The sequence below is a fragment of the Roseomonas haemaphysalidis genome (assembly GCF_017355405.1).
Taxonomy (GTDB): domain Bacteria; phylum Pseudomonadota; class Alphaproteobacteria; order Acetobacterales; family Acetobacteraceae; genus Pseudoroseomonas; species Pseudoroseomonas haemaphysalidis.
This window is the reverse complement of the sequence record NZ_CP061177.1, coordinates 1,285,001-1,305,211: the sequence shown is the minus strand read 5'-3', so window position 1 is coordinate 1,305,211 and position 20,211 is coordinate 1,285,001. Positions and strand designations below refer to the sequence as shown.

The following is a 20,211-nucleotide window of genomic DNA, read 5'->3' as shown; positions in this document are numbered from 1 at the left end:
CGTGTTATTTTCTGTCTTCGGTGACGGAAAGGCTGGGGGAAAGAAGTCCCCCGAACCCCCATCCTCTTTCTGATCCGTGTTCTGCGCCGCGCCAGGCAGCCCTCGCACCCCCGGCCGCGGCGACTCGCCCGCCACCCGCGGGGGAAACCGCCAAAACAGAAGAAGGGGCCCGGGGAATCCCTCCCCAGAGTTTTTCTCCCCTACTTCGCCCGCAGCACAACCTCGGCCGTGACGTTGGCTGTCACGGTCACATCCTCCGGCGCGGCCGCCGGCGGCGGGGCGGGGCGGGCCTCGGCGCGCATCGCCATGGCCATGCGCGGCATGGGGGGCTCGGGCGCGTCCAGCGAGATCTGCCGGATGCCGGCCACCTCCATGCCGAGTTGCTCCGCCACCGCCGCGGCGCGGGCGCGCAGCTGGTCGATCGCCAGCTTGCCGGCTTGCTGGCGCGCGGCCTGGGTTTCCTCGCGCGACAGGGTCCAGCTCATGTTGTCCAGCGCCAGGCCCTGGGATTGCAGGGCGCCAGCCAGCTCCAGCAACGGCGCGGGGTCCGAGCCGCGCAGGGCGATGCGCTGGCTGGCCACCCAGGCGCGGTTGGGCGGGCCTTCGCGGTTGGTCCAGTAGCCGGTGGTGCTGGCGCGCACGCCCGACACCGCCTTGGCACGCTCCAGCGCCCCCTGCACGGCGCGGTTGACCTGCGCCTGCACGGCGGCGGCTTCCGTGCCCCGGGCCTCGGCCCGCAGGTCCAGGCGCAGCTCGTTGGGGGCGCGGCTGACCTCGCCGGCCTCGCTCAGGCGCAGCAGCGTTTCGCCCGGGGCGGTGGTGGTAGTGGCGGCGGGCGGGGTGCCGGTCTGGGTGCCGGTCTGGGCCTGGGCGGTGGGCGCCAGGGCGGCCAGCGGGGCCAGCACGGCCAGGGCGGCAAGGGCGGATCGGGGGGTCGGGCAACGCAACATGGCGGTCTCCTGCTTGGTGCCCCCCATGTTTGGTGCCGCACCGCGCGGGGAAAGACCCCAGGGCGGGGCAGCGCCGCGCCGCGGGCCGTTGAAGCGCCCGCTGCGCGATGCCAGCTTTCCCGAAACGAGCTTGAGCCTGGGTGGCCACGCCGGGGAAGGAACCACCGCCATGAGCCAGATCGACCGCCTGCCCGACCTCAACCTGCTGCGTCTCTTCGTGGCGCTGATGCAGGAACGCCACGTGACGCGGGCGGGCGAACGGCTGTTCCTGTCGCAGCCGGCGGCCTCGGGCGGGCTGAAGCGGCTGCGCGAGCAGTTCCACGACGAGCTGCTGGTGCGCGAAGGCCAGGAGCTGCGGCCGACGGCGCGCGCCGAAGCGTTGTACGGCACGCTGGAGCCGCTCCTGTCCGCGTTGTCGGACGGCATTTCCGCCGCCCTGCCCTTTGACCCGATGACCGACCGCCGCCACTTCGTGCTGGGCTGCAGCGACGCGCTGAGCTTCGCCCTGTTGCCGCCGCTGCTGGCGCTGTTCCGCCGCGCGGCGCCGCACAGCGCCCTGGCGCTGCGGGTGGGCGACCACCACAGCCTGCCGCCCATGCTGGCCGCCGGCGAGATCAGCGCCGCCGTCGGCTACCTGGGCGACGACCTGCCGGCCAATGCCCGCATGCGGGTGGTGGGCCATTCCGGCTGGGTGGTGCTGCGCGACCCCGCCACGCCTTCCGTCGCGACCATGGACGCCTATTGCGCGCGGCCGCACGCGCTGATCTCCTCGCGCGGGCACCTGGAAGGCAACGTGGATGCCCTGCTGCGCACGGAAGGGCGGGAGCGGCGCGTGGTGCTGGGACTCGGCTCCTTCACGCTGCTGGCCGCCGCCCTGCCGGGCACCGACCTGGTGGCGACGGTGCCGGACTTCATCGGCCGCCGGCTGGCGCAGCGCGCCGGACTGGTGATGGAGCTTCCGCCGGTGACGCCGGCCTCCACCTCCAACGCCCTGGTGTGGAACGGCTCGCGCGATCAGGACCCGGCGGAGCGCTGGTTCCGCGACACGGTGGGCGCCGCCATCGCCGAGCTGATCCGCCAGAAGGGCTAGCGCCGGCGCGGGCCGGGCGGGCAGGACAATCCGTCCACCCGCCAGGCGGTTTCGCGGCGGGCGGGCATCCGCTAGACAGGGCGCATGCAACGCGTGATCCGGGTTCTCGTCGTTTTGGTTGTCCTGGGGCTCGGCGCCCTGTGGGGCGCCGCGTGGTTCGGGCGCGAGCCCAACGAGCCGCTGGGGGCGAGCTTCCAGCGCCAGTTCGCTGCCCTGACCGGGCGGGGCGACGCGGCGGCGCCGGTGCCGGCCGGGGGCATCCGCCTGCCCGCCGGCATGAACATGGGCGGCGCCTTCGCGATGCGCGACCAGGACGGCCGCGCCGTGACGCAGGACAGCTTCGGCGGCACGCTGCTGGTGGGCTATTTCGGCTACAGCTTCTGCCCCGACGTGTGCCCCACCGAACTGGCGACCATCGCCAACGCCTTCGACCTGCTGACGCCGGAGGAAGCCGCCCGCGCCACCCCGCTGTTCGTGTCCGTGGACCCCGAGCGGGACACGCCGGAGCAGCTCAAGGGCTATGTCGCCAACTTCCACCCGCGCATGGTGGGCCTGACCGGCACGCCGGAGCAGGTGGCGGCCATGGCGAAGCAGTTCCGGGTGTTCTATGCCAAGGTGCAGCGGCCGGAGATGAGCGAGTACCTGATGGACCATTCCTCCTTCGTCTACCTGATCGGCGCGGACGGCCGGGTGCGGGCGCTGTTGCGGCCGCAAAGCTCGGCCGAGGACATCGCGGCCGCCATCCGCGCCCAGTTGCCGCGCGCCTGACACCCCCGACGAGAAGCGAGCGCCCGCATGGCTGAGGACGAGTTCGAGGACCTGGTGGGCCGCGCGCCGCGCAACCCCGCCGTGGCGCCGCCGCCGCGCTACACCCGCCGGCTGTCCGACAAGATCCTGATCGCCTTTCACCAGGCCTGCGACCAGACCGACTTCGAGGTGGCCGAGGAGCTGCTGCAGATCCTGGAGCGCATGCTGACGCGCCGCCCCGTGGCCAACGACAGCAACCGCCGCAAGAACCTGGAAAGCCTCGTCGCGGCGCATGAGCGGCTGTGGCTGCTGCGCCACCCGGACAGCGAGAGCTGAGCCGGCGGCGCGGGGCGCCCGCGCCCCGGCCGCGCGCCAATTCCACAGCGGCGCCTGCCGCCCCCTTCCGGCGGGCGGGTTGACGCACGATCTTTGCGCGTGATTTCCTCGCCATGAGCAGAAAGGACGCTGCCCCCATGACCATCCAGCTCGGCCAGACCGCCCCCGATTTCGAGGCCGACACCAGCCAGGGCCGCATCCGCTTCCATGACTGGGCCGGCTCCTCCTGGGTGGTGCTGTTCAGCCACCCCAAGGACTTCACCCCCGTTTGCACCACCGAGCTGGGCGAGACGGCGCGGCTGAAGCCCGAGTTCGACCGCCGCAACACCAAGGCGATCGGCCTGTCGGTGGACACGCTAGACAACCACGCGCGCTGGGATGCGGACATCGCGGAAACCCAGGGCAGCGCCGTCAACTTCCCGATGATCTCCGACCCCGACCGCAAGGTGTCCGACCTCTACGGCATGGTTCACCCCGAGGCCGACCCCTCGGTCACGGTGCGCACCGTGTTCGTGATCGACCCGAACAAGAAGGTGCGGCTGATGCTGGTTTATCCGCCCTCCACCGGCCGCAACTTCCAGGAGGTGCTGCGGGTGATCGACAGCCTGCAGCTGACCGACTCGCAGAAGGTCGCGACGCCGGTGAACTGGCAGCCGGGGGAGCGCGCCATCATCGTGCCCTCCGTGTCCGACGAGCAGGCGCGCGAGCGCTTTCCCCAGGGCTGGGACGCGCAGAAGCCCTATCTGCGCTGGGTGGACGTGAAGGCCCCGTCGTGAGCATCGCCGAGGGCTTCTGGGGCGCGGTGCTGGACACGCCGCTGATCCGGCTGAAGCGCGCCTCCGAGGCGACGGGCTGCGAGATCCTAGGCAAGGCGGAATTCATGAACCCCGGCGGCTCGGTCAAGGACCGCGCCGCGCTGGGCATCCTGGAGGACGCCGTGGCGCGCGGCGTGCTGACCCCGGGCAAGCCCGGCACGGTGGTGGAAGGCACGGCCGGCAACACCGGCATCGGCCTCGCGCTCGCCGCCAACGCGCGCGGCTGGAAAAGCGTGATCGTGGTGCCGGAAACCCAATCGCGCGAAAAGCTGGACTTCCTGCGGATGATCGGCGCCGACCTGCGGCTGGTGGCGCCCAAGCCGTTCTCCGACCCCGGCAACTACGTGCATGTGTCCCGCCGCCTGGCGGAGGAGCTGGGCGGCGAATCCGCCGGCGTGCTTTACGCCAACCAGTTCGACAACCCCGCCAACGGCGCGGCGCACGAGCGCACCACCGGCCCCGAGATCTGGAACCAGACCGGCGGCAAGCTGGACGCCTTCACCTGCGCCTGCGGCACCGGCGGCACGCTGGCCGGCGTGGCGCGCGCGCTGAAGGCGCGCAACCCCGGCATCCGCATCACACTCGCCGACCCCGAGGGCAGCGGGCTGGATGCCTGGGTGAAGACCGGCACGGTGCGGGCCAGCCCCGGCTCCTCCGTCACGGAAGGCATCGGCCAGGCGGCGCGCGCGCCCGGCAACCTCCAAGGGGCGCCGATCGACGACAGCCTGACGGTGCCGGACGCCGAGGCACTGGCGCAGGTGTTCTCGCTCCTGATCGACGAAGGCATCTCGGTGGGGGGCAGCGCCGGGCTGAACGTCGCCGCCGCCATCCGCGTGGCGAAGTCGCTGGGACCGGGGCACACGGTGGTGACGGTGCTGTGCGACGGGGGGGCGCGCTACCAGTCCAAGCTGTTCAACCCGGATTTCCTGCGGGACAAGGGACTGCCGGTGCCGGGGTGGCTCGCGCATTGAGGGTTGGGGCCAGAAGGGGCGCTGCCCCTTCTGGACTTCCCCGCCGGGGTGGCTGAGCCACCCCGGACCCCAGCATCTGAAAGCAGTTTTGGGCTTTCTGGGTGAGCGGGGCGCTTGCTGGGTTTTTTAAAATAAAGGCCGCCCGGGCCGAGCCATCAGTCCCCGAGGGTTTCAGACCCTCGGGGCTTCACGCCAAACAGATGTCGGGGTCCGGGGTGGTTCAACCACCCCGGCGGGGGTCCAGGGGGCGGCGCCCCCTGGCCTGTCCTCCCCTTGGCAAGCGCCCCCCTTCCCGCCACGCTGTCGCTCCTGCATCCAAGGAGGAACGCCCCGGTGAATGGCGCTGAAAGTCTCGTCCACACGCTTCTGGCCAGCGGGGTGGACACCTGCTTCGCCAATCCCGGCACCAGCGAGATGCATTTCGTGGCCGCGCTGGACCGGATCCCCGGCATGCGCTGCGTGTTGGGCCTGCAGGAGAACGTCGTCACCGGCATGGCCGACGGCTACTACCGCATGGCGGAGAAGCCGGCCGCGACGCTCTTGCATTGCGGCCCCGGGCTCGCGAACGGCTTGGCCAACCTGCACAATGCCCGGCGCGCGCGCAGCGGCATCGTCAACGTGGTGGGCGACCAGGCGACCTATCACCGGCAATACGACGCGCAGCTGACCGCCGACACCGAGGGCTGGGCGCGCCCCGTGTCCGGCTGGGTGCGGACCGCGACGGATGCCACGCGCGTCGGCGCGGATGCCGCGGTGGCGGTGCAGGCGGCGCGCGGCGCGCCCGGGCAGGTGGCGACGCTGATCCTGCCCGCGGACACGGCCTGGAATGAGGGTGGCGAGCCGGCGGCGGCGCTGCCCGTGCCGGCACCGGTGGCGCCGGACCCGCTGGCGGTGCGCAACGCGGCCCGCGTGCTGCGGGACAAGAAAAACGTGCTGGTGCTGCTGGGCAACGCCGCGCTGCGCGCCGGCCCGCAGGCGCTGGCGTGGCGCGCGGCGCAGTTCGGCGGCGCCACGGTGATGGCCGAGATGTCCAACGCCCGCGTGGAGCGTGGCCAGGGGCGCGTGCCGCTGGAGCGCGTGCCCTATGTGGCGGACGTGGCGATCGCGGCGCTGGCGAAGTTCGAGCACATCATCCTGGTGAACGCGCGCGGGCCGGTGGGCTTCTTCGCTTATCCCGGCAAGCCCAGCCTGCATTACCCGGACACCGCCGAGCTGCACGTGCTGACGCGCTACGAGCAGGACCCGCTGGCCGGGCTGCAGGCCCTGGTGGACGAGCTGGGCGCGCCGGAAGCGCCGCTGCCCGGGGCCGGCCCCCGCCCCGAGGCCCCGCGCGGCGCGCCGACGCCGGAAGGGCTGGCGCGCGTGCTAGCCGCGCTGCTGCCGGAAGGCGGCATCGTGGCGGATGAAAGCGTCAGCTTCGGGCGCGGCTTCTTCGCGGAAACCCATGCGGCGGCGCCGCACGACTGGCTGTCGCTGACCGGCGGCGCCATCGGCTGCGGCATTCCGCTGGCCACGGGGGCCGCGATCGGCGCGGGCGGCAAGCGGCGGGTGGTGAACCTGCAGGCCGATGGCTCGGCGCTCTACACGCTGCAGGCACTGTGGACCCAGGCGCGCGAGAAGCTGCCGGTCACCACCGTGATCCTGTCCAACCGCAAGTACCAGATCCTGATCGGCGAATACCGCAACGTCGGCGCCAACCCGGGGCCGACGGCCATGGGCATGCTGGACCTGGGCAACCCGGACATGGACTGGCTGCAGCTTTCGCGCGGGCTGGGGGTCGAGGCGGCGCGGGCGACCACGCTGGAGCAATGCGCCGACCTGATGCGGCAGTCCTTCGCGCAGGACGCGCCCTTCGTGATCGAGTTGGTGATCTGACGGACTTGCGAGCCATTCGCATTTAATTTGCCCCGCCGCGTCGATGGTGCTTGACGCGGCGGGTGGCGGGGCTTAATTGCAAATCACTCGCAGTTGCAGCGAGCAACCGAAGGGGGCGGCCACCGTCCCTCCGTTCTCCCGGGTCCCGCATTCTCTCCCCGGGCCTCTTCGGTCGCTTGAAACAACAGCGGGTTTACCGGCCGGCGCCAGCAGGGGTGGCAAAGGTCGGAAGCGGGTCGGAGGGCCCGGGTGTGCTGCGAACCGCCCGGTCCAGAATCCCGAGGTGCCCGAAGGGGGTGCCGCCGGGATACCTCGTTGGCACACGGGCAGGGTGTGCCACTCCGACCCGCCCCCCTTCCCTCCGCGCCCCACCGCGCTACGCTGCGGGCCAGGAGGACCCCACCATGCCCTACATGATCGAGACCTGGGACAAGCCCGATGCCGGCACATTGCGCGCCGAGCACCGCGCCGCGCACCTGGACTACCTGGCGCAGAACGCGCCGCGCCTGCTGGCCTGCGGCGCCAAGCTGACCGATGACGGCAACGACGGCGGCGGCAGCTTCTACATTGTCGACGTCGACAGCCGCATCCAGGCCGAAAACTTCCTGGCCGGCGACCCCTTCAGCCAGGCCGGGCTGTTCCAGCGCAACAGCATCACCCGCTGGCGCAAGGCTTATCTGGACCGGACGTCCTACCTGCCCAAGGTATGACGCAAGGCCAGGGGGCGCTGCCCCCTGGACCCCCGCTGGGGTGGTTGAACCACCCCAGGCCCCGGCATCTGTTTTGCGTCGCGCGCCAGAGGCCGATGGCCCCCGGCGACTGAGCGCGCGGTGCGCGCGGCCATTTCATAAAAAATCTTGTCCGCCACAGGCGCTTCGCCAAGTCGGGAAAGCCCCCATCGCTTTCTGCCGTTGGGGTCTGGGGTGTTTCAAACACCCAGCGGGGAAGTCCAGAAGGGGCAGAGCCCCTTTTGGCCCCGGCCCGTCTGCTCAGCGCTCCGCCACCGGCACGAAGGCGCGGTTCTCCGGCCCCGTGTAGTTCGCCGTCGGCCGGATGATCTTGCCGTCGATGCGCTGTTCGATGACGTGGGCGCTCCATCCCGCCGTGCGGGCGATGACGAAGAGCGGCGTGAACATCGCCGTCGGCACGCCCATCAGGTGGTAGGAGACGGCGCTGAACCAGTCGAGGTTGGCGAACATCTTCTTGGTGTCGGCCATCACCGCCTCAATGCGGTCGGCGATGTCGAACATCTTGCGGGAATGCACTTCGTCGGAGAGTTCCAGCGCCACCGCCTTGATCACCTCGTTGCGCGGGTCGGCGATGGTGTAGACCGGGTGGCCGAAGCCAATGACGACTTCCTTGCGCTCGACGCGGGCGCGGATGTCGGCCTCCGCCTCGTCGGGGTCGGCGTAGCGCTTCTGGATCTCGAAGGCGACTTCGTTGGCGCCGCCGTGCTTCGGGCCGCGCAGCGCGCCGATGCCGCCGGCGATGGCCGAATACAGGTCCGACCCCGTGCCGGCGATCACGCGGCAGGTGAAGGTGGACGCGTTGAACTCGTGCTCGGCGTAGAGGTTGAGCGAGGTGTGCATGGCGCGCACCCAGCTTTCACGCGGCGCCTTACCGTGCAGCAGGTGCAGGAAGTGGCCGCCGATGCTGTCGTCGTCGGTTTCCACCGCGATGCGCCGGCCGTTGTGGCTGAAGTGGTACCAGTAGAGCAGCATGGAGCCGAGGCAAGCCATCAGCCGGTCGGCGATGTCGCGCGCGCCGGTGTGGCTGTGGTCGTCCTTTTCCGGCAGCACGCAGCCGAGGGCGGAGACGCCGGTGCGCATCACGTCCATCGGGTGCGCGGCGGCGGGGATGGCTTCCAGCGCCTGCATGACGCTGGCGGGCAGGCCGCGCTGCGAGCGCAGCTTGGCCTTGTAGCCGCGCAGCTCGCCCTCCGTCGGCAGGGAGCCGTGCACCAGGAGGTAGGCGATCTCCTCGAACTCGCAGCGCGTCGCGATGTCGAGGATGTCGTAGCCGCGGTAATGCAGGTCGTTGCCGCTGCGGCCGACGGTGCACAGCGCGGTGTTGCCGGCGGTGACGCCGGACAGTGCGACGGACTTCTTGGGCTTGGGCGCGGCGGGGGTGTCGTTCATGGTGGCTGGTCCTCCGTTGTTGCCGGGAGGATCGTCCTTCGCGGGCAGGTTGGAAAGGCCGGGGAACGAATTCCCCGGACCCCTTCTTTTCTTTTGATCTGCCGCCCCGGCATGGCCGTGGCCAGCGGAACGCCGCAACGGCCACGCCGGAAAGACGGGCGGAAAAAAGATGGGGCCCGGGGGAATTCTTTCCCCCGGCCTGGCTTTCCCCCCGCGACAAACACCCTTCGCCCATGCAGCATCGCGCGATGTCCCAGACCCCCCTCGACCTGCCCACGCTCGCCGCCACCGCCCGCGCCGATGCGGCGGGCGACCCCTTCGCCAATCCGGCGCTCTCGGTCGCGCTGGCCTTGAGCCGGCGGATGGACGAGGGGGCGTTGGACCTGGCGGGCATGGCGGCGCTGCTTCAGGGGCTGGGGCGGGATGCCTTCCGCGACCGCGCCGCCAAGCTGGCGCGCGATGCCGGGCTGACCGGCGCCACCCCCGCAGACGCGGCGATGGCGGAGGTCGCGCTGCGCGCGGCGCGGCGCGACCCGGCGGACAGATCGGCACCTGAACCGGTGCCGCTGGCAGCGTTTCGCGCCGCCTGCGAGCGGCCGCGCATGGCCGCCGTCTTTACCGCCCACCCGACCTTCAGCCTGCCGCGCGCCACGGGGCTAGCGCTGGCGCGGGCGGCCGGTGGGGAAGCGCCGCCCGGGCCGCTGCCGCTGCGCCCCGTGCCGCCGACGCTGGAAGAGGAATTCGACCAGGCGGCCTTCGCCATCGCCAACGGGCGCGACGCTCTGGACCGGCTGGCGGCGGCCTTTCTCGGCACCGCGCGCGACTGCTGGCCCGACCGCTGGACGACGCTGGAGCCCCGGCCGGTGATCCTGGCCTCCTGGGTGGGCTATGACACGGACGGGCGCACGGATATCGGCTGGCAGGACACGCTGCGGCTCAGGCTGCGCATGAAGCGCCTGCAACTGGCCCGGCTAGCGGCGCAGCTGCAGGCGCTGCCGGAGGACTGCACCGCGCCGCTGCGCCGCCGCACGGCCGAGGCGCTGGAAGCGGTGGACGCGCAGCTCGACGCCTGCCCGCCCCCCGGCACCCCCTCGGGCGAGGCGGCGCAGACCTTCGCCCGCGCGCTGGTGGAGCGGCGGGACGCGGCGCTGACCACCCCGGCGCCGCTGCTGGCGCTGTTTCCGGCGGCGCTGGCGGCGGCGGCGGACGACCGGGCGCGCGTGGCGCTGTGCGTGGCGCGGGCGGGGCTGGCGGCGCACGGGCTGTCGCTGGCGCATACCCATGTGCGGCTGAACGCCACGCAGCTGCATAACGCGGCGCGGCTGCGCTTTCCTGCGCTGGGCGGCGGGCCGGAGGACCCGGCGCGGCGCCGCGCGCTGTTTTCCGCCATCGACGCGGTGCTGGACGAGGCGCGGGCCGAGCCGGTGGACACCGGCGGGCTGATGGCCACCCAGGCCAGCGCCACCCGGCTGATGATGACGGTGGCGCAGGTGACCAAGCACATCGACAGCAGCCAGCCCGTGCGCTTCCTGATCGCGGAAACGGAAAGCGGCTACACGCTGCTGGCGGCGCTGCTGCTGGCGCGGCTGGCGGGCGTCGAGGACCGGATCGAGATCTCGCCGCTGTTTGAAACCGCCGAGGCGCTGGAGCAGCGCGGCGAGCGGGTGGTGGAGGAAGCGCTGCGCTCGCCGCATTTCCGCGCCCATCTGCGCCGCGTCGGCCGGCTGTGCCTGCAGTTCGGCTATTCCGACTCGGGCCGCTACATCGGCCAGGTGGCGGCCACCCACCTGATCGAGCGCCTGAAGCTGCGGGTGGCGGAGCTGCTGGCGCGGCACAACCTGGCCGGGCTGGAGGTGGTGCTGTTCGACACCCACGGCGAGGGGCTGGGGCGCGGCGGCCACCCGGACGGGCTGGCCGAGCGCTTCGATTACTTGGACCCGCCGGCGGTGCGCGCCGCCTTTGCCCGCCACCGCACCGCCGTGCGGGCCGAGGTGGCGTTCCAGGGGGGCGACGGCTACCTGTTCTTCGGCACCCCCGCGCTGGCCCAGGCCACCGTGGCCCGGCTGGCCGAGCATGCCTTCGCCCCCCTGCCCGGCGGCGAGCCGGACCCGGTCTACGCCGAGGGCGGCTTCGCGTCCGACCTGTTCGCGGGCGCGCGGGCCGCCTTCAACGGGCTGGTGGAGGACCGCGGCTACGCCGCCATGCTGGGCGCCTTCGGCCCCGCGCTGCTGGACCGCACCGGCTCGCGCCCCGCCAACCGGCAAAGCGACAGCGGTGGCCCCGTGGCCATCAGCCACCCCAGCGAGCTGCGCGCCATCCCCAACAACGCCGTGCTGCAGCAGCTGGGCTTTCCGGCCAACCTGATGCACGGCCTCGGCCTCGGCGCGGCGCGGGAGCCGGAGGCCTTCCATGAGCTGCTGCGGCGCAGCCCGCGCTTCGGCAACGCGCTGGCCTTTGCCCGCGCGGGGCTGGCGCTGTCCGACACCCAGGTGCTGCGCGGCTACGTGGCGAGCCTGGACCCCGGCACCTGGCTGGACCGCGCGGCCGAAACCCGCCGCCCCGGCCGCCCCGCCGCCCTGCTGGCCGTGGCCCGCGCGCTGGAGGAGCTGGCGCTGGGCGACCCGGCGCGCGCGGTGTTCCGCCGCCTGAAGGCCGACGACTTGCGCCTGCGCGCCGCCTGGCCGGGCGACGTGCCGCTGATGAGCGACCGGCTGTTCGCGCTGCACGCGCTGCGGCTGTGCCTGATCCACCGCATCTGGCTGCTGGCCGTGGCGGTGCCTGACTTCTCGCCCCGCCACGGCGTGACGCGCGAAGGGCTGGTGAAGCGGCTGCTGCGGCTGGACGTGCCCGCCGCCGCCGACCTGCTGGACCAGGTGTTCCCCGCAGCCCCGCCGCCAGAGGAGGCGCTGGAATTCTTTGAGCCGCCGGCGCCGCGCCATGCCGGCTACGGGCGCGAGCAGGCGGAGATCGTGGCGCCGCTGCGGGCGATGTTCGCGCTGGTGCGCGAGGCGAGCGCCGTGGTGTCGCTGGAATGCGGCGCCTTCGGCTAGCCGCGTTTCCGCGGGCGGCAGGCGGCCGGTTTCGCGGCGCGGTGCGACCGCGGCATGACGGTCCGGCATCCAAACGATTTGAGCGACGTTGTTTCAGATGTGAATTATCTTCATAAATTGTTCGCGCCTCGTTTCTGCACCGGCGGGATGTCCTGATGGTCGATGTCGCCTTGTTGTCGGAGCAGACGCGGATGCTGGGCGATTTCGGCCAGTTCGCCCTGCGCGCGCAGAACCTGGACGAGGTGCTGCAGCGCGCCTGCGAACTGCTGGCCGGGATGCTGCGCCTTGGCCGCGCCAGGATGCTGGAGCTGCGGCCCGGCGAGCGGCAGCTGCTGGTCCGCGCCAGCCTGGGATGGGACGCCGCGCCGCCGCCGCCGGCCTTGCGGGACGGCTCGGCGGAAGAAGCCGCGATCCGCTCGGCGGCGGCGGTGGCCATCGGCGACACGCGGCTGGACCGGCGCTTCGCCGCCATGCCCGCCCCTGCCGCCGGCGCGGTGGCGGTGGTGCACCTGCCGGTGCTGCTGCCGGGCGGGCGGTGCTTCGGCCTGCTGCAGGCCGATGCGGCGGAGCCGCGGGCATTCAGCGACGGCGACCTGGACCTGTTGCCGGTGCTGTCCGCCATGCTGGGCCCCGCGGTCGACCGGCTGCTGGCGGCTTCCGCCCCGCGTGGCGACGAGGCGCGGTTCCGCATGCTGGTGGATGGCATGCCGCAGCTGGTGTGGTGTTCCGTCAGCGACGGCCGGTGGACCTGGGCCAGCCGGCAATGGACGGACTACACCGGCCAGGAGCAGCAGGACTGCCAGGGCCTGGGCTGGCTGGACGTGGTGCACCCCGACGACCGGGGCGCGATGGTGCATGCCTGGCAGTCCTCCCCCACCCATGGCGGGCTGGATGTCGAGTGCCGGCTGCGCCGGGCTGCCGATGGCAGCTACCGCTGGCACCGCGTGCGCTCGCTGCCGCTGCGCGCCGGCCCGGACGCGGGGCAGCCGCGGGGCGGCGTGGCGGAATGGCTGGGCACCTGCACCGACGTGGATGACCTGAAGCGGGCGCAGGACCGGCAAGGCATCCTGGTGGCCGAGTTGCAGCATCGCACCCGCAACCTCCTGGGCGTGGTGCAGTCGATCGCCAGCCGCAGCATGGCGCCCTCGCCAGGGCGGGAAACCTACAACGCCCGGCTCAGCGCGCTGGGCCGGGTGCAGGGCTTCCTGTCCTGTTCGCCGGAATGGTCGGTGTCGCTGTTCGAGCTGCTGGCGGCGGAGCTGGTGGCGGTGGGCGACGGGCTGTCGGAACGGGTGGAGGTGCGGGGGCCGCCCTTGCAGCTGCCGGGCAACAAGGTGCAGCCCATGGCCCTGGCGCTGCACGAGCTGGCGACCAACGCCATGAAATACGGTGCCATCGGCCAGCCGGACGGCCGCCTGCAGGTGGAATGGACAGTGGAGGCCGAGCCGGGCGGCCGCCAGCTGGTGCTGGACTGGCGGGAAAGCGGCGTGGCCATGCCGGACGACCAGCCGGCGCGGCGCGGCTTCGGCAGCGAGCTGATCACCCGCGCGCTGCCTTATCAGCTCAAGGCGAAGACCCGGCTGGAATTCGGCGACGACGGCGTGCACTGCCGGATCGTGCTGCCGCTGGGCAGCGCGCCGGCCCAGAAGCAACAGCAGCAGCAGCGGACCGCCTGAGCGCCTTTCCCCGGCGCCGCCACGCGCGGATTTGGCATTTGCCGCCGGATGGGGCACAGGTGGCGCCCCTGGCCCGCCGGCTGCGCCGCGGCGGTGCCGGCGTCGCGCCGGTCGTCGCATGGCCCGTGCCGTCAGCGTCACGGTGAGAGGACGAACGCCCATGAGCCAACCCGCCCGCCGCCGCCGCCTGCGCTGGCTGCCCTGGAGCTTTGGCGGAGTGGGGCTGCTGGCGCTGGCCGCCGTCGCCTGGCTGGGCTGGGTGATGCTGCGGGTGCCGGTGGGCGGCGGCATGCAGCCGGCCGGCACGGCGGCGACGCTGATCCTGGAAAACCGCGACGGCAGCGGCTTCGCCACGCGCGGCGTGCTGCGCGGCGACCCGGTGACGGCGGATGCCCTGCCGCAGCCGCTGACGGATGCCATCGTCGCCATCGAGGACCGGCGCTTCTTCAGCCACGGCGGCATCGACCCGCGCGGGCTGCTGCGGGCGCTGTCGCGCGCCGCCACCTCCGGCCGGCTGCGCGAAGGCGCCAGCACCATCACCCAGCAGCTCGCGCGCCTGTCCTTTCTGTCGCAGGACCGCACGCTGACCCGCAAGGTGCAGGAAGCGGTGCTGGCGGTGTGGCTGGAATCCCGGCTGGAAAAGCCCGAGATCCTGGCCCGCTACATGAACGCCGCTTATTTCGGCGCCGGCGCCGTGGGGGTGGACGCGGCGGCGCGGCGCTATTTCGGCAAGCCGGCCGGAGAGCTGTCCCTGGGCGAGGCGGCGATGGTGGCGGGGCTGCTGCGCGCGCCCTCCGCCCTCGCCCCCACCCGCAACCCCGAGGCCGCCTGGGAGCGCGCCCAGGTGGTGCTGGGCGTGATGCAGGACACGGGCGCCGCGACGCCGGAGGCCGTGGCCGCCGCCCGCGCCGCGCCCCCCGCGCTGCAGGCACCGCCCGAGCCGCTGGTACAGCGCGGCTACTTCGCGGATTGGGCGGATGCCGAGGCACGGCGGCTGGTGGGGCCGCTGCCGCTGGACCTGTCCGTGCGCACCACGCTGGACCCGCGCCTGCAGGACTTGGCGGAGCAGGTGGTGGCCAAGTGGCTGGACCGCGAGGGCGCGGCCGCCCATGCCGGGCAGGCCGCGCTGCTGGCCCTGGCGCCGGACGGCGCGGTGCTGGCCGCCGTGGGCGGCCGGGACTACGCCACGAGCCAGTTCAACCGCGCCACCCAGGCGGAGCGCCAGCCGGGCTCGCTGTTCAAGCTGTTCGTCTACGCGGCGGCGATGGAAGCGGGCTTCCGCCCCGACCAGGTGGTGCAGGACGCGCCGCTGACCATCGACGGCTGGTCGCCCAACAACGCCGACAACCGCTTCCGTGGCCCGGTGACGCTGCGCGAGGCCTTCGCCGGCTCGATCAACACGGTGGCGGTGCGGGTGCAGGACAGCGTCGGCCGCGCGCGGGTGGCGGAGATGGCCAAGCGCCTGGGCCTGACGCAGGACATTGCGCTGGTGCCCAGCATGGCGCTGGGCACCACGGAAGCGACGCTGGCGCAGATGGTCACTGCCTTTGGCCGCGTCGGCTACAACACGGCGCTGAGCCCCTATGTGGTGCAGGAGGTGCGCGCCCGGGACCGCGCGCTCTACACCCGCCCGCCCGGCGGCGGCGGCGCCCCGGTGCTGAACGCGGCGGCGCAGCAGGGCATGCTGGACCTGATGCTGGCCGCCGTGCGCGACGGCACCGGCCGCGCCGCCCGGCTGGACCGGCCGGTGGCCGGCAAGACCGGCACCACTCAGGACAGCCGCGACGCCTGGTTCGTCGGCATCACCGCCGACGCGGTGGTGGGCGTGTGGGTGGGCAACGACGACAACAGCCCGATGAACCGCGTCGGCGGCGGCGGCCTGCCGGCGCGCATCTGGCAGGACTTCATGCGGCAGGCCGACCGCATCCGCACCGCCGCCGCGCCCTCCGCCGCGCCGCCGCCCGCCCCGCTGCCCGCCGCGCCGGTTCTGGCGCCCGAGCCGCTGCGCGGCGTGCCGCAGGTGCTGGACACCGCCACCCTGCAGGTGGCGGGGCGCGTGGTGCGGCTGGGTGGGGTGGTGGGGGTGCCGGGGGATTTCACCGGCGCCATGGCGCAGTGGATCGCCGGGCGGGACGCGGTGTGCACGCCGCAGGATGCGAACACCTGGCGCTGCCGGGTGGACGGGCGGGACCTGTCGGAGCTGGTGCTGTCCAACGGCGGCGGCCGGGCCACCACGGATGCCACGCCGGAGCTGCGGCAGGCGGAGCAGGCGGCGCGGGCGGCGCGGCTGGGCGTGTGGGGTGGCTGAGGCTGGCGGACCGGCGGGCACGAAAAAGCCCGCCCGGATGGTCCGGGCGGGCTGATCGTCGTGCGGCTTACTGCTGCACGATGCGGCGGGTGCCGTCCGGCAGGTATTCGATCACCATGCCGCCGCCGCCATAGGCGCCGTCACCCACGCCCGTGTTGGGCAGGTTCAGGTTGGAAAAGGGCTGGGCCGGCGTCTGCACCATGCCGTTGCTGACCATCGGGGGCTGGCCCATCGGCGGCTGCATCGGGGGCGCGCCCATGCCGGCGCCCATGGCGTGGGGCGGCTGGCCACGCATGGCGCGGCCCGGCATCGGGCGGCGGTGCGGCGGGGGCGGCGTCATGGCGGCAGGCGCCATGGGGGCCATGCCGACGGCGGGCGGCGGCGCCATGCCGGGACCACCCGGCATCGGGGCGGGCGCCATGCCGGGCATCGTGGGCTGCGCCATGGAAGGCGAGCTCGGGGCCATCGGCATCTGGGCCTGGGCCATGGAGCTGCCGACGCCAATGGCGAGAGTCGCGGCCGCGAGGGCCAGGGGAATGCGGATCATGCTCCGTTTCCTTCAATGTTTCTGCTCGGACCCGCCGGAAGCGGGGATCGACAGCAAGCCAACGTCGCCTTGCGGCCAAGGTTTCGGCTGCCGCGCCGACATAGAGGGGGCTTCATCCGCGTTTCTTCTTGCCGGCGGCGGCGCCGGTGACATGGCCCTCGCCCGCCAGGGCCTCCAGCCGTGGCGGCAGGCCGGACAAAATGGCGGCCCGGTAGCCCGGCACCTGCTTCCAGGCCTTGCGCTCCGGCTTGGTCATGCCGCAGCCGAAGCACCAGCCGCTGACATCGTCGAAGCGGCACACCTTGATGCAGGGTCGTTCGGTCGTATCCATGCAGGCAAGACGCCAGCCGGACCTGAAAGTTACCCGAGCACGGCCGGCAACCGCCCGAGCACCGACCCGGCCGCCTGCTCATAGGCATGCGCGAGGCGCAGCAGGGCGAGATCCTGACGCGGCGGAGCGATGATCTGCATCCCCATCGGCAGATCCAGCGCGCCGCCGAAGCCCGCGGGCACGCTGATCACCGGGCAGCCGACCAGGCTGGCGGGGAACACCACTTCCATCCAGCGATGGTAGGTATCCATCGCCGTGCCGTCGATCTCCTTGGGCCAGTCCCATTCGGCGGGAAAGGCGAAACACTGGGCACTGGGCAGCACCAGCATGTCGAAGCGGCTGAACAGTCCGAGAAAGGCCTGGTACAGCGCGCTGCGCTGAGCGGAAGCCCGCAGCGTGTCGGCGGCCGACATGCGCAGCCCGCCTTCCACCTCCCACACCGCCTCGGGCTTCAGGAGCGCGCGCTTGGCGGGGTCGTTGAAGAAAGGCAGCAGGCTGTTCATAGTCAGCCAGTGACGCATGCCGAGCCAGGTGTCCCAGATCTGCTCGCGCGAGATGGGCAGGCGGGCGTCCTCGACCCGGCAGCCGATGGTGGCGAGGCGGTCGAGACCCTGTTGGCAGACCTCGCGCACACCTGGCTCCATGGGGAGCTTGGCCGCGTAGTCGCCCAGCCAGCCGATGCGCAGTCCCTTGGACTCGCCGGCGAGCGGCTGGGCGAAGAGCGAGGGATCGTCTTCCAGAGACAGCGGCGCGCGGGCGTCGCGCCCGGCCATCGTGGACAGCAGCATGGCGAGATCGGCCACGGTACGCGCCATCGGTCCTTCGGTGGAAAGCTGGCTGATGAAGCTTTCGGTCGCGGGCCAGGCCGGCACCCGGCCGGCGGACGGGCGAAGGCCGAAAACATTGTTCCAGGCGGCGGGATTGCGCAACGAGCCACCGAAGTCGCTGCCGTCGGCGACAGGCAGCATGCGCAGCGCCAAGCCAACCGCCGCGCCGCCACTGGACCCGCCCGCGGAGCGGGAGGGGTCGTAAGCGTTATGGGTGACGCCGTGCAGGGTGTTGTAGGTATGCGAGCCGAGGCCGAATTCCGGCACGTTGGTCTTGCCGATGATGATGGCGCCGGCGCGGCGCATCCGCTCGACGATCAGGGAGTCCTGGACGGCGACGTTGTCCAGCAGCAGGGGCGAACCAAGGGTGGTGGGCAGGCCACGGACCTGTGCGATGTCCTTCACGGCGTGCGGCAGGCCGTGCATCCACCCAAGGACTTCGCCACGCGCCAACTGGGCGTCGCGCTCCCCAGCTTCAGCCATCAAGGTATTGCGGTCCCGCAGTGCAATAATGGCGTTGGCTGCGGGGTTGAAGCGGGCGATGCGATCGAGATGCGCCGTCATGACATCACGGCAGGATATCTGGCGCGCCTGGATGACGGCGGACAGATCCTTGGCCGTCATCAGCGTAGGGTCGGCAGGAGGGGTCATGAAGCGGGCCTCGGCATGGCGATGCTGAACATCTACCGGGTGACGGCCCAGGCCACCAGACCACCCCACGCATGCTGACCCCCCGGACGCGTATGATGCGTTCGGGGGTTGATGGTGAGTGGGGGGAGGTTTTGGTGAGGGATGCGGGGACAGGATTTGAACCTGTGACCTTCAGGTTATGAGCCTGACGAGCTACCGGGCTGCTCCACCCCGCGTGGGTGTATGTGTTGGGATCTGTGCGGTGATCAACGGTACGATCCGGCTGGGTGGCCCGGCGGCGACCTACTCTCCCGTGCCTTGAGACACAGTACCATGGGCGCTGAGGCGTTTCACGGCCGAGTTCGGGATGGGATCGGGTGTGGCAGCCTCGCGATGGCCACCGGGCCACCGAGCCGGATCGAAGTTGATGGTGCACAGATGTGAGGTGATGAGGATGGTGATATCGGGTGGAAGTGTTGTGAGTGTGTCGCGGATGGATGCTGCGTGCGGTGTTCATCGTGAGATGGACCGCGTTGATAGAGTTGAGATCGATCGGGCTATTAGGACCGCTCGGCTGCGTCTGTTACCAGACTTCCACCTGCGGCCTATCGACGTGATGGTCTATCACGGCCCTTAGGGAGATCTCGTTTAGAGGCTGGTTTCCCGCTTAGATGCCTTCAGCGGTTATCCGTTCCGCACTTAGCTACCCAGCGATGCGCCTGGCGGCACAACTGGTACACCAGAGGTACGTCCATCCCGGTCCTCTCGTACTAGGGACAGATCCTCGCAAATCTCCTACACCCATGGCAGATAGGGACCGAACTGTCTCACGACGTTCTAAACCCAGCTCACGTACCGCTTTAATCGGCGAACAGCCGAACCCTTGGGACCTGCTCCAGCCCCGGGATGCGATGAGCCGACATCGAGGTGCCAAACCTCCCCGTCGATGTGGACTCTTGGGGGAGATCAGCCTGTTATCCCTAGAGTACCTTTTATCCGTTGAGCGATGGCCCTTCCACGCGGGACCACCGGATCACTAAGGCCGACTTTCGTCTCTGTTCGCGCTGTCGCGCTCACAGTCAGGCGGGCTTATGCCTTTGCACTCAACAGCCGATGTCCGACCGGCTTGAGCCCACCATCGCGCGCCTCCGTTACCATTTGGGAGGCGACCGCCCCAGTCAAACTGCCCACCACGCAGGGTCCCGACCCCGGATAACGGGGTTCGGTTAGATGCCAGAAAAGCTCAGGGTGGTATTTCAAGGTTGCCTCCGCCCAAGCTAGCGCCCGGGGTTCAATGGCTCCCACCTATCCTACACAGCTCTGTCCTGGCACCACTGCGAAGTTGCAGTAAAGGTTCATAGGGTCTTTCCGTCTGACCACGGGTACCCCGCATCTTCACGGGGAATTCAATTTCGCTGAGCCCATGCTGGAGACAGTGGGGAGGTCGTTACGCCATTCGTGCAGGTCGGAACTTACCCGACAAGGAATTTCGCTACCTTAGGACCGTTATAGTTACGGCCGCCGTTTACCGGGGCTTCGGTTCGATGCTTGCACATCTCCCCTTAACCTTCCGGCACCGGGCAGGCGTCAGACCCTATACGTCATCTCTCGATTTCGCAGAGCCCTGTGTTTTTACTAAACAGTCGCCACCCCCTGGTCTGTGCCACCCCATCACGGTTGCCCGCAAAGGGGTCTCGCTTATCCCGAAGTTACGCGAGTAATTTGCCTAGTTCCTTCAGCATGGTTCTCTCAAGCGCCTCGGTATACTCAACCAGTCCACCTGTGTCGGTTTCGGGTACGGACCATATGCTAGAGCTATTTCCTGGACCGATCCGGCAGCCCCTCCAATCCGATAAGGAGGAACAACGGTTCACGGTCGTCACTTCTAGCGGGCTCAGGAATATTCACCTGATTTCCATC

General features: G+C 71.2%; 15 protein-coding genes, 1 tRNA gene and 2 rRNA genes (1 of these 18 running past the window's edge). 10 read left to right on the top strand and 8 right to left on the bottom strand.

Annotation, left to right across the window (positions count from 1 at the left end; all coding sequences use genetic code 11):
- Positions 1 to 200: 200 nt before the first annotated feature.
- A complete protein-coding gene (locus tag IAI59_RS05955; protein ID WP_207419580.1) occupies positions 201 to 950 on the bottom strand; it encodes an SIMPL domain-containing protein in 750 nt (249 codons plus the stop codon).
- Between the two features lie 169 nt (positions 951 to 1,119).
- Between IAI59_RS05955 and IAI59_RS05950 the strand changes: the two genes are divergently transcribed.
- The 7 genes from IAI59_RS05950 (at position 1,120) to IAI59_RS05920 (ending at position 7,494) form a co-directional block, all read left to right on the top strand.
- On the top strand, positions 1,120 to 2,040 hold the full coding sequence (locus IAI59_RS05950) for a LysR substrate-binding domain-containing protein (protein ID WP_207419581.1): 921 nt from the start codon (positions 1,120 to 1,122) through the stop codon (positions 2,038 to 2,040).
- An 84-nt stretch (positions 2,041 to 2,124) separates the two neighbouring features.
- On the top strand, positions 2,125 to 2,808 hold the full coding sequence (locus tag IAI59_RS05945) for an SCO family protein (protein WP_207419582.1): 684 nt from the start codon (positions 2,125 to 2,127) through the stop codon (positions 2,806 to 2,808).
- A 27-nt stretch (positions 2,809 to 2,835) separates the two neighbouring features.
- Positions 2,836 to 3,123 carry a hypothetical protein gene (locus IAI59_RS05940; protein WP_207419583.1) on the top strand — a complete coding sequence of 96 codons (288 nt, stop codon included), beginning with the start codon at positions 2,836 to 2,838 and terminating at the stop codon, positions 3,121 to 3,123.
- Between the two features lie 137 nt (positions 3,124 to 3,260).
- Positions 3,261 to 3,899 (top strand): peroxiredoxin, encoded by a 639-nt coding sequence (locus IAI59_RS05935; protein ID WP_207419584.1) that lies wholly within the window; start codon positions 3,261 to 3,263, stop codon positions 3,897 to 3,899.
- Positions 3,896 to 4,909: a cysteine synthase A gene (locus IAI59_RS05930; protein ID WP_207419585.1), complete on the top strand. Its 1,014-nt coding sequence runs from the start codon at positions 3,896 to 3,898 to the stop codon at positions 4,907 to 4,909. Before IAI59_RS05935 ends, IAI59_RS05930 begins: the two co-directional genes overlap by 4 nt.
- A 333-nt stretch (positions 4,910 to 5,242) precedes the next feature.
- Complete coding sequence (locus tag IAI59_RS05925; RefSeq protein ID WP_207419586.1) at positions 5,243 to 6,784, top strand: acetolactate synthase large subunit; 1,542 nt, start codon at positions 5,243 to 5,245, stop codon at positions 6,782 to 6,784.
- Positions 6,785 to 7,188: 404 nt separating this feature from the next.
- Positions 7,189 to 7,494: a YciI family protein gene (locus tag IAI59_RS05920; protein ID WP_207419587.1), complete on the top strand. Its 306-nt coding sequence runs from the start codon at positions 7,189 to 7,191 to the stop codon at positions 7,492 to 7,494.
- 279 nt (positions 7,495 to 7,773) lie between these two features.
- Here the strand turns inward: IAI59_RS05920 and prpC are convergent, their stop codons facing one another.
- Positions 7,774 to 8,922: a bifunctional 2-methylcitrate synthase/citrate synthase gene (gene prpC / locus IAI59_RS05915; RefSeq protein WP_207419588.1), complete on the bottom strand. Its 1,149-nt coding sequence runs from the start codon at positions 8,920 to 8,922 to the stop codon at positions 7,774 to 7,776.
- A 248-nt stretch (positions 8,923 to 9,170) separates the two neighbouring features.
- Here prpC and IAI59_RS05910 point away from each other — a divergent pair, with 248 nt between their 5' ends.
- From IAI59_RS05910 to IAI59_RS05900, 3 genes are all read left to right on the top strand, one after another.
- Positions 9,171 to 11,972 carry a phosphoenolpyruvate carboxylase gene (locus IAI59_RS05910; RefSeq protein WP_207419589.1) on the top strand — a complete coding sequence of 934 codons (2,802 nt, stop codon included), beginning with the start codon at positions 9,171 to 9,173 and terminating at the stop codon, positions 11,970 to 11,972.
- Positions 11,973 to 12,127: 155 nt separating this feature from the next.
- Positions 12,128 to 13,648, top strand: a complete 1,521-nt coding sequence (locus tag IAI59_RS05905; RefSeq protein ID WP_207419590.1) for a sensor histidine kinase — start codon at positions 12,128 to 12,130, stop codon at positions 13,646 to 13,648.
- A 160-nt stretch (positions 13,649 to 13,808) separates the two neighbouring features.
- Positions 13,809 to 15,956, top strand: a complete 2,148-nt coding sequence (locus tag IAI59_RS05900) for a transglycosylase domain-containing protein (RefSeq protein ID WP_207419591.1) — start codon at positions 13,809 to 13,811, stop codon at positions 15,954 to 15,956.
- A 67-nt stretch (positions 15,957 to 16,023) separates the two neighbouring features.
- On the opposite strand, the gene IAI59_RS05895 is transcribed toward IAI59_RS05900, so the two are convergent.
- From IAI59_RS05895 to IAI59_RS05870, 6 genes are all read right to left on the bottom strand, one after another.
- Positions 16,024 to 16,503 (bottom strand): hypothetical protein, encoded by a 480-nt coding sequence (locus IAI59_RS05895; protein WP_207419592.1) that lies wholly within the window; start codon positions 16,501 to 16,503, stop codon positions 16,024 to 16,026.
- A gap of 112 nt (positions 16,504 to 16,615) precedes the next feature.
- Positions 16,616 to 16,834 (bottom strand): DUF1289 domain-containing protein, encoded by a 219-nt coding sequence (locus IAI59_RS05890; protein WP_207419593.1) that lies wholly within the window; start codon positions 16,832 to 16,834, stop codon positions 16,616 to 16,618.
- A 29-nt stretch (positions 16,835 to 16,863) separates the two neighbouring features.
- Positions 16,864 to 18,312, bottom strand: coding sequence for an amidase (locus tag IAI59_RS05885; protein WP_207419594.1), 1,449 nt, complete (start codon positions 18,310 to 18,312; stop codon positions 16,864 to 16,866).
- A 141-nt stretch (positions 18,313 to 18,453) separates the two neighbouring features.
- Positions 18,454 to 18,527 (bottom strand) — tRNA-Met (locus IAI59_RS05880).
- A 54-nt stretch (positions 18,528 to 18,581) separates the two neighbouring features.
- A 5S ribosomal RNA gene (gene rrf / locus IAI59_RS05875) occupies positions 18,582 to 18,696 on the bottom strand.
- 134 nt (positions 18,697 to 18,830) lie between these two features.
- Positions 18,831 to 20,211, bottom strand: a 23S ribosomal RNA gene (locus tag IAI59_RS05870) (it continues 1,355 nt past the right edge of the window).